The following is a 9363-nucleotide window of genomic DNA, read 5'->3' on the forward strand; positions in this document are numbered from 1 at the left end:
CCGTGGACCCATGACCACACCGGCCCCGACGGGCTCCGCGATCCGCCCCGAGGCCGGCTCCCGGGGCTCCCGCGTGCGGAATCTCGGCCCCAACTGGTACGCGAGCGTGATGGGCACCGCCATCGTGGCCAATGCCGGCGCCGCCCTGCCCTGGCACATCCCCGGCCTGCGCACGGCCTGCACCCTGGTCTGGGCGCTGTCCGCGGTGCTGCTGGCGGTCCTGCTCGTCACCCGGGCGGCCCATTGGGCCCGCCACGGCGACCAGGCCCGCGCCCATCTGCTCGACCCGGCGATGGCCCCGTTCTACGGCTGCCTCTCGATGGCCCTCCTGGCGGTGGGCGGCGGCACGATGCTGGTCGGCAAGGACTGGATCGGCGTGGGCGCGGCCGTCGCCGTGGACGCGGTGCTGTTCACGGCCGGGACCGCGGTCGGGCTGCTCGTCGCCGCCGCCATCCCCTGTCTGATGGCGACGCGGCACGAGCTGAAGCCGGGCAGCGCCTCACCCGTATGGATCCTGCCCGTGGTCGCGCCGATGGTCGCCGCCGCGCTGGGGCCGCTGCTGGTCCCGCACCTGCCGGCCGGCCAGTGGCAGCAGGCGCTCCTGCTCGGCTGCTACGCCATGTTCGGCCTGAGCCTGCTGGCGACCGTGTTCCTGCTCCCCATCGTCTTCGCGCGGCTGCTGGCGGGCCCGCGGCTGCCGCTCGCCCTGACTCCGACGCTCTTCCTGGTGCTCGGCCCGCTGGGGCAGTCCACGACGGCGGTGAACAACTTCGCCGATGTCGCGCCGGGTGTGCTCCGGGCCCCGTACGCCGAGGGCTTCCGGATGCTCGCGGTGCTCTACGGGGTGCCCACGATGGGGTTCGCGCTGCTGTGGTTCGCCCTGTCCTGCGCGGTGGTCCGGCGGGCCAGGCGCCAGGGCATGGGCTTCTCGATGACGTGGTGGGCCCTGACCTTCCCCGTCGGCACCTGCGTCACCGGCGCGGAGGGGCTGGCGCGGCACACCGGCGTGACCGCCTGCGCCTGGATCGCCGGCGGGCTGTACGTGTTCCTCGTGCTGGCCTGGCTGGTCGCCGGGGCCCATACGCTGCGCGGACTGTTCGCCGGCACCCTCGCCCCGGCCTCGTAGCGGCGGGGGGTGCCGACGGGAGACGCTCGAAGGCGGCCGCCCGGGTTTGGCGGGCGGGGGGAATCTCAATACGATCCGGCGATGATCACTAGAAGATGGGTGGCGGCCGGTGCGTGCGGTCTGCTTGTCACCCTGGCTGCCGGGTTGTTCCCGGCAGGTGCCGCCGCCGGTGAACCGGTGGCGAAGGAAGCCCCCAAGGTCGAGTTGGTGCTGGACGTCAGCGGCTCGATGCGTGCCCAGGACATCGACGGGCAGTCCCGGATGTCCGCCGCGAAACAGGCGTTCAACGAGGTACTGGACGCCGTTCCCGACGAAGTACAGCTCGGCATACGCACGCTCGGCGCCAACTATCCCGGCGACGACAAGAACCAGGGCTGCAAGGACACCCGGCAGCTCTACCCGGTCGGGCCGCTGAACCGGACCGAGGCCAAGGCCGCGGTCGCCACGCTCGCCCCCACCGGGTGGACGCCGATCGGGCCGGCCCTGCTCGGGGCCGCGGAGGACCTCAAGGGCGGCGACGCCACCCGGCGGATCGTGCTCATCACCGACGGCGAGGACACCTGCGCCCCGCTCGACCCCTGCGAAGTGGCCCGGGAGATCGCGGCCAAGGGGATCCACCTGGTCATCGACACCCTCGGGCTCGTCCCCGACGCCAAGACCCGCAGCCAGCTGATCTGCATCGCGGAGGCCACGGGCGGTACGTACACCTCGGTGCAGCACACCGCCGAGCTGTCGGGCAGGGTCCGCCAGTTGGTGGACCGGGCGGCCACTCCGGTGGTCAACCCGGTGGCCACCGAGGGCGCCAAGCAGTGCGAGGGGGCTCCGGCGCTGAAGCCCGGCCTCTACAGCGACCGCGAGGGCTTCGGCCAGCACCGCTGGTACCGGGTCGACGTCAAGCCCGGTCAGGAGCTGCGGGCTTCGGTGAGCATCGGCGCCGACCGCGCGGTCAACAACGACTACGGGATCCTGCTGCGCGCCACGACGCTGAGCGGGCGGGAGATCGTACGCGGCGAGGAGGCCGGGGACGGGCGCACCGACCTGATCTCCTCCGGTCTGCGCTATCCCAAGAGCGCCTCGGACGGCGAGGACGACGAGGACGCGAAGGGCACGACGGACACCAAGGGCACGACGGACGCGAAGGGCACGGAGACCGTGTGTCTCCAGGTCAGCAACTCCTTCTCGGCGCCGGCCTCCGTCAAGACCACCCCGGGCATGCCCCTCGAGCTGACCATCGACGTGGTGGACGGGCCGGACGACGCGACCGACGTGGCCGCCTTCGGCCTCGGGCGCGGCTGGTGGCTGATCGGCGTACTGGTGCTCACCGGCTTCCTGGCCGGACTGGTGTGGGGCTGGGTCTCCCGCTGGCGTATCGCGGTCTGGAGGACCAACTGATGAGTGCCGTGAGAAGTACCGTGGGACACGCACGCAGCGCACGCAGCGCGCGCAACGCACGGGGCGTGCGGGGCGTGCGGCGGGCGCTGACCGCCGCGCTGCTCGTGGGCGGCGGCCTGCTCGGGGTGGCGGCCTCGCCGTCGCCGAGCCCCAGCGGCGGGCCCCAGGCGCCCACCGAGGCCGGTACGGCCTTCCGTACGGCCACACCGGTCCGGCTGGGCCAGGAGGCCACGGCCGACGCCTCCACCGGCGACTACCTCTACTGGGTGCTCCCGCTGGACTCGGGGCAGCGCGCCACGGTCCGGGCGTCGGTCACCCTGCCCGCCGCCACCGGCCGGCACGCCTCCTCGACGTGGCAGCTCGACGTCTACGACGGCCTGCGCCGCCGCCAGCCGTGCATGTACGGCACGCAGACCGGTACGGCCGCCAAGGAAGCCGCCACGATCGACCTGTCGTGCACCCTGCGACCGGTTCGCTCGGGCGCGGACCAGTGGGCCGACGACCCGCTGCAGGGCGCCTACTACATCCGCCTCACGGTCACCGACCTCGCGCCGGAGGACCTCGGCCAGCCGGTACGGGCACGCCTGCGGGCCGAGGCGAAGGACGTCGGCGGCGCGTACGCGGCCGACAACGCGCTCGCGTCGCCGCTCGTCCCCGGCGCCGGTACGGCGTCCGGCATCGAGCCGGAGGACGGCTGGTCCGGCGGCTGGTGGTCCGACCGCTGGCTCTGGACGGCGGCCGGCGGGCTGCTCGCCGCGCTCGCCGGCATCGGCGGCCACCGGCTGACCCGGGGCCCCGGCCGTCCGGGACGGGTGCCGCCGGGCGCCTGACCGACTGCACCGGCCGCGGGTACCGGCCGCCTGCACCGGCCGCGGGTGCGGGGCCTGGAGGCCCCCGCCCGCGGTCGGTGCACGCACCACGCGGTGGAGCCGTTGCCTCCCCCGCGCCCCGCCGGGATGATGCGCCCGGGGCGCACACCCGGGGGGAACGCATGGACGGCGGCGAAGCGCGGGGCGACCAGTACGACGACGAGTCGGAGGACTACGTCGCCTACTGGCACGGGCGGGACTACGAGCACGCCGCGGAAATCGCCGCGCTGAGGCGGCTCGTCGCGCGCCACGACGGCAGCCGCTACGGACTCGTCTGCGAAGTGGGCGGCGGATTCGGCCGGTTGACCCCGATCCTCAAGGAGTACGCGGACCAGGTCGTGATGTTCGACCCGAGCTCCAAGCACGTCGGCATCGCGCAGCGGCTCCTCGCCGACCGGCCCGGTGTCACGGCCCGGCTCATGAGCCCCGGGAGCATCCCGCTGGACGACGGCTCCGTCGATCTCGTCTCCATGGTCCGCGTCATGCACCACCTGCCCGACCCCGGCCCGACGCTGCGCGAGATCGCGCGCGTGCTGAAGCCCGGCGCCCGCGCCCTGATCGAGGTCGCCAACTCCGCGCACGCGCTGAACAGGCTGCGCTACGCGAAACGGCTGCGCGGCGTCCCGCGCGGCCCCGTGGACATCCGCTCGGCCGAGAGGGCCGCCGAGGGCGGCATCCCCTTCGTGAACCACCATCCGGGCACCGTGGTGGGGCAGTTCGCCGCAGCCGGCCTGCGGGTCGAGGACAAGCTGTCCGTGTCCAACCTGCGCAGCGGCCGGCTGAAGCGGAGTCTGGGCGAGGCCCGGCTGCTGGCCGTCGAACAGCGCGTCCAGGGCCCGCTGGCCGCCGTCGACTTCGGGCCGAGCCTCTTCTTCCTCCTCCGGCGCCGCGGGTAGGGGCGTTCCTCACCCCGCCGGCTCACCGGGCAAGGGTGCCCAGCGTGAAGGCGACGACCCCCGGGCGGGCCAGCGCGACCGGCCATGCGGGGGGAAGCGCGGACGGTTCGGCGAAGGACACCGCCGTGAACTCCGCCCGGTTCACGAAATCGGCCCCCTCGAAGGTCGCGCGCTGCGCGAAGACCACGTTCTCGAAGCGGGCGGCCCGGCCGAAGACGGCCCGGTCGAAGGAGGTCGGGCCCTCGAAGCGGACCCCGTCGAAGGCCGCCGGGTTCCCCCACAAGGTGTGCGAGAAGGAGGCGGACCCGAGGAAGGCCGTCCGGACCCAGGTGTTGGGGGCGTGGAAGACCGTGTGCGCGAAATCGGCCGCACCGCGCACTCTCATCCCGCTCGCCATCGCCTCGCCCCACAGTTCCGCCCGGGCCATGTCGAGGTCCTGTGCGAAGAGCGCGTCCACGAAGCCCGCGCCACCGCCGAAGTCCGCCCAGCCGAACCGTGCTTCCCGGTCGAAGACGGTCCCGTCGAAGGCACCGCCCCGGCGGAACGCGGTCCGGCCGAAGGAGGCCGCCCCGCGGAAGCGCGAGGTCTCGAATCCCGCCCGCTCGTCGAAGACGGCCCGGTCGAAGGAGGTGCGCCCGTCGAACTCGGCTCCGGCCGTGCTCCATTCGTCGACGAAGCGCGCCCGGTCGAAGGCCGCGGCCCCCGTCCTGACCTGGCCCGTCGAGGGATCGCGCAGAGCGTGCAGTACGCGTGCGAGCAGGCCGCCGGCGAAGGTGGTGCCCCGCAGGTCCACGTCCTGGCCCGGCCTGAACTCCGCGATCCGCGCCGCCTGTTCGTCCGGCTCCAGATGGGCCAGGCAGCGCGCGCGGGGCCACATCCGGATGCCGGTGCACCCGATCGGCTCCGCCACCGTGGCCCCGTACCCGCAGCACTGCCAGTCGACGGCCGGGTCATCGACTCGCAGCCCGGCGTCGATCAGGGCCCGGGCCATGTCCGCGGGGGCGTCCAGGTGGAACCACCCGGTGGCCCGCCCGCCCCCGGGCGCCGGGACCGCCGACCGCTCCGGGTCCGTTCCCGGGTCCGCCTCCGGGTCCGCCTCCGGGTCCACTTCCGACTCCGGGCCGGTGTCCGAGCCGGTGTCCGGGTCCATCGGCTCGACCCTGAGCGAGCCGAGACCGTCGACGTCGCGCAGCGATTCGCCCGTCACCATGACGATCGCCCCGGCCCCGTCCCCCCTGCTCAGCCGCGCGGAGACCTCCCGCCGGCGGACCAGTCCCCCGGCCTCGTCCGCCGCCGGACCGCGCACTCCCGCCGCGTCGGCGGTGAAGGCGCCCTTGGCCAGGGCCACCGCCAGCGAGACCACCCACTCGCCGGAGCCGGCGCGCAACCGGGACAGGACCCGCGGCAGTGCGGCCATCAGCAGGCCCGCCTTCCCGAGGGCGTCCGCGTCCGGCACCGTGACGAACAGGGTCCCGTCCTCCTCCGCCGGGGCGGACAGTCCCATCGCGCCGGTCTCCCCTCCCGGCTGCATGAGGAGTTCGACCAGCGCCGACTGCACCGACCGGCCGATCGGCCCCATGGCCACGTCCGCCCGTACCGCCAGACAGATGCCGGAGACCTCCGTCCCGACCTGCTCGTGCGTCGTCATCGCCACGCGGAATCCGGGCTGTTCGAGCAGCGCCCGCGCCGACAGGAACACCATCCGGTCCGGCATGACGGTGTGCACGACGCCGGCCAGCCCGCCGCGCGCGACCACCGGGGCGCCCACGTAGTGGGTCCACGGCTGTGGTTCGGAGGTGAGCCGGACGATCTCCCCGTTGCGCTCCCCCTCGTACGGCAGCGCCTCGCCGTTCAGCGTCACCGGCTCGCCCTGGTCGGTGAAGCCGTCGACCCGGACCCGTCCGCCCTCACCGGCGTCCTCGGTCCACCGCGGAGGCGGCCACGCCCTCGGGTCCACCAGGTCCTCGTCGGCCACCAGCAGGAACACGGTGGGCGCGGCCGCGTCCCACCAGACCGGACGGCAGGGCAGCTCGCGGCCGCCGGCCCGGACCCAGGCCACGGCGTTGCGGCCCGCCCCGTCCCCGACCGCGAGGACCATGCGGGAGGACAGCAGGACGCCGACCGACTGCGGCTCGCTCATCGGCTCGAAGCGGACCCGCACCACGCGGCCGGCCGGTCCCGGTTCCGGGCGGGCGGCCGTCGCGAAGGGGATCGCCTCCCGCGCCACCTCCCGGCGGCCCCGCGCACCGTCCGTGAGCCGGATCGCCGTGAAGTCCCGGCCGGTGCCGCGGTTGCGGGACACGTACTCCCACACGCGCCGGCGGACCAGCTCCCGTACGGCGGCCACGTCCCCGCGCAGCTGCGAGCCGAGCAGGGCTTCCCGTACGCCCGGCAGGAACTCGAACTCGGCCTGGTCCGAAGCCTGTTCGGCGCCCCACGGGGCGAACAGGCCGCCCAGGGCCACCTCCGCGAGGTGGCTGTGCTCGGAGTCTCCCGGCAGGGACCGCCGTACGAGGGTCATCACGGGCAGCGTCAGCGGTACGGCGGCCAGGTGGGCGGCGAGCCGCTGGGCCGTCGGGGAGGCGTTCGCACGGAAGCGCTCGATCACCTCCAGGGGGTCCGGGAAGGGGTCCGGCGGCTCGGGGAGCCCGTACGCCGCCTCGTGCTTGGGTTCGGCGTCCAGCCGCAGGCAGGCCAGGCGCCGCCAGCGCCCGTCCCCGGACACCACGCGGATCAGCCGGGCCAGGCTCCCCGAGGCGAGGCCGACCACCGGGACCACCGCCCCGCCCCCGCGCGCCCGCCGGACCACCGGGACCCGCTGCCAGGACCGGGTGGCGGCCGCGGGCCGGTCCGCGCGGACGGCGAAGGGCACCGGGCTGACGGCGCCGCGCGCCCACAGCCGTTCGGGCAGGACGTTCAGCACGGCCACGGCGTTGTGCGCGGACCACTGCCGGAGCACTCCGCGCAGGGGGGCTTCGCGCCAGCCGCCGGCCACCGTGTCGGAGAGGACCAGGATCAGCCGGCGGCCCGCCGGGTCGACGAGCTCCAGGGGATTGCGGGGCGGGGTGTCCCGGCCGAGCGCGACCATGGGCGTGCCGCCCGAGCCGGTGCCCGTGAGCCGCCAGGTCCGCACGTCGCGGAAGACGCCGCTGCGAGTGAGGACCCCGCGCACCTCTTCCACCAGATCGGACCAGAGCAGCATCGAATGGTGCGCGTCCACGACCAGGGCCACGTCCAGCCAGCGGCTCTCGGCGGGGCGCAGGACCGGGGTGAGCACCATCCGCTCGATGCTGCGCTCCACGGTGAGCTGTTCGTCCAGCTCCTCGCCCGGGCCGCCGATGTTGCGGCGGCCCACCGGGCGCAGGGCGCGCATCAGGGCGAGCGGGTCGTCGAGGGAGGCGGCCCGCGGCAGGCGCAGCGCGGTGCCCAGGCGGCGGGCCGTCCCGGCCGCGGGGGCGGCTCCGGCGGCCGGCCCGGCGGGTTCGCGGGGCACGGCGGGGCCGGGCCGGGGCGCGGGGAAGAACTGGGCGGCGGCTTCCCGGTCCGCCCGGCGGTCCTCCCCCGACTCGGGAGCCGGCGGGGCCGGTTCGGTGGTGTCGGCCGGCCGCGGTTCCGGCGCGGGCGGACCGGCGGGCGGCGGGCGGACCGCCGCGTCCACCCGGGTGGCCAGCCACAGGATGTCGGCGATCCCCTCCGCTCCGACCCCGGGGCGCGGGCCCCCTTCCCCGCCGCCTTCGGCGAAGGCGGCGAGGAGCTTCTCGATCACGCGGAGGGCCCGGTGAGGTGGTGCATGACGGTGGAGAGGAACCGTTCGCGCTCGTCGGGGGCGGACCAGGCGCCGGCCAGGCGCAGTTGGATGGCGTTGAGGAGCTGGTCGGTGGCCAGGTCGCCGTCCTCGGCCCGGTCGAGGAAGCTCTGGACTAGTTCGCGGTACTCGGTGTTGTGCTCGATGTCGACGCCGAGCCGGCCGAGCACGATGCGGGCGAGCTTGTCGATCTTGGGCGGTTCGAGGTGGAGGCGGACGCAGCGGCGCAGGAAGGCCGGCGGGAAGTCGCGTTCGCCGTTGCTGGTGAGGACGACGATGGGGAAGTAGCGGCACTGCACGCGGCCTTCGGCGATCCGCACGGCGGCCTCCGCGTCGTCGTCGGTGCCGATGGCGACGGTCGGGTCCTCCTTCGCCAGCCGCGCGAGCTCGGGGATCACGACGCCGCCGTCCTCGAAGACGGTGAGGAGGTCGCCGGGGAGGTCGATGTCGCTCTTGTCGATCTCGTCCACGAGCAGGACCCGCGGGCGGTCCTGGGGCAGGAGGGCCGTGCCGGGGGGGCCGAGGCGCAGGTAGCGGGCGATGGACGGGCCGGCGGCGGGGTCCGGGGCCGCGGTCGGGCCGCCCGGAAGGTTGCCCGCCGGGGTGCCCGCCGGGGTGCCCGCCGGGGCGGTCGCGGCTCCGTGGGCCGTGGCTCCGTGGGCCGCGCCGGGTGTGCGCAGCTGTTCCAGCCCGGCCTCCTGGAGCCGGCCGATCGCGTCGTAGAGGTAGAGCCCGTCGCGCAGGACGGTGCGGCTGGTGACCGGCCAGTGCAGCACCGGGCCCAGATCGAGGTCGGCGGCGATGCTGTAGGCGAGCGTGGACTTGCCCACGCCGGGTTTGCCGGTGATCAGGAGCGGCCTGCGCAGGTGCAGGGCGGTGTTGACCACGTCCTTCTCGGGCTCGTCGGGTGCGTAGCCTTCGCCGCGCCGCCAGGTGCGCTCCCACGCCGGTCCCTCGCAGCCGGGGGGTGTGTACCCCGGGTCGGGGACGCCGGTGAAATCGCGCCAGGGCGGGGGCGGTCCGGCCTCCAGCCTGGCCCGGCGCACGGCGGCCTCGCCGGTCCCGTGGTACAGCCACCAGTCCTTCGCCACTGCCTGTGCCTCCCTCTCGGTGTCACTGCCGCTGTCACTGCCACTGTCGCTGTGGGTCTCGGAGTCGGTGCCGGGGTCGGGCCCGGCCGGGGACGGGCCTCCGGCCCCGGACCTCGTAGCGACGCTTTGTCGGTTCCCTCGCGCGGGGGCCATCGCGGTGATCAAACAGGCACGGACGGCCTAT

Annotated in this window: 6 protein-coding genes; 4 read left to right on the plus strand and 2 right to left on the minus strand. The window is 75.0% G+C overall.

Annotation, left to right across the window (positions count from 1 at the left end; translation table 11 throughout):
* The first annotated feature begins 10 nt into the window (after positions 1-10).
* The 4 genes from DRB96_RS32760 to DRB96_RS32775 all read left to right on the plus strand — a co-directional run bounded on the left by DRB96_RS32760 (position 11) and on the right by DRB96_RS32775 (position 4283).
* Positions 11-1126, plus strand: coding sequence for a TDT family transporter (locus DRB96_RS32760; protein WP_112453982.1), 1116 nt, complete (start codon positions 11-13; stop codon positions 1124-1126).
* 81 nt (positions 1127-1207) lie between these two features.
* Positions 1208-2518: a VWA domain-containing protein gene (locus tag DRB96_RS32765; protein WP_112451717.1), complete on the plus strand. Its 1311-nt coding sequence runs from the start codon at positions 1208-1210 to the stop codon at positions 2516-2518.
* A gap of 65 nt (positions 2519-2583) precedes the next feature.
* Positions 2584-3348 (plus strand): hypothetical protein, encoded by a 765-nt coding sequence (locus tag DRB96_RS32770; protein ID WP_112453984.1) that lies wholly within the window; start codon positions 2584-2586, stop codon positions 3346-3348.
* Positions 3349-3509: 161 nt separating this feature from the next.
* Positions 3510-4283 carry a class I SAM-dependent methyltransferase gene (locus tag DRB96_RS32775; protein WP_112451718.1) on the plus strand — a complete coding sequence of 258 codons (774 nt, stop codon included), beginning with the start codon at positions 3510-3512 and terminating at the stop codon, positions 4281-4283.
* Between the two features lie 22 nt (positions 4284-4305).
* On the opposite strand, the gene DRB96_RS46105 is transcribed toward DRB96_RS32775, so the two are convergent.
* Together DRB96_RS46105 and DRB96_RS43960 are read right to left on the minus strand one after the other, a co-directional pair.
* On the minus strand, positions 4306-8049 hold the full coding sequence (locus DRB96_RS46105; protein WP_112451719.1) for a pentapeptide repeat-containing protein: 3744 nt from the start codon (positions 8047-8049) through the stop codon (positions 4306-4308).
* Positions 8046-9179, minus strand: coding sequence for a MoxR family ATPase (locus DRB96_RS43960; RefSeq protein ID WP_112451720.1), 1134 nt, complete (start codon positions 9177-9179; stop codon positions 8046-8048). Before DRB96_RS43960 ends, DRB96_RS46105 begins: the two co-directional genes overlap by 4 nt.
* Positions 9180-9363 lie beyond the last annotated feature (184 nt).

This window comes from Streptomyces sp. ICC1 (genome assembly GCF_003287935.1).
In the GTDB taxonomy this organism is placed as follows: Bacteria; Actinomycetota; Actinomycetes; order Streptomycetales; family Streptomycetaceae; genus Streptomyces; species Streptomyces tritrimontium.

Coding starts and splice junctions, on each gene's coding strand:
- DRB96_RS32775 (WP_112451718.1), top strand. CDS start 3,510: ATGGACGGCGGCGAAGCGCGGGGCGACCAGTACGACGACGAGTCGGAG.
- DRB96_RS32765 (WP_112451717.1), top strand. CDS start 1,208: ATGATCACTAGAAGATGGGTGGCGGCCGGTGCGTGCGGTCTGCTTGTC.
- DRB96_RS32760 (WP_112453982.1), top strand. CDS start 11: ATGACCACACCGGCCCCGACGGGCTCCGCGATCCGCCCCGAGGCCGGC.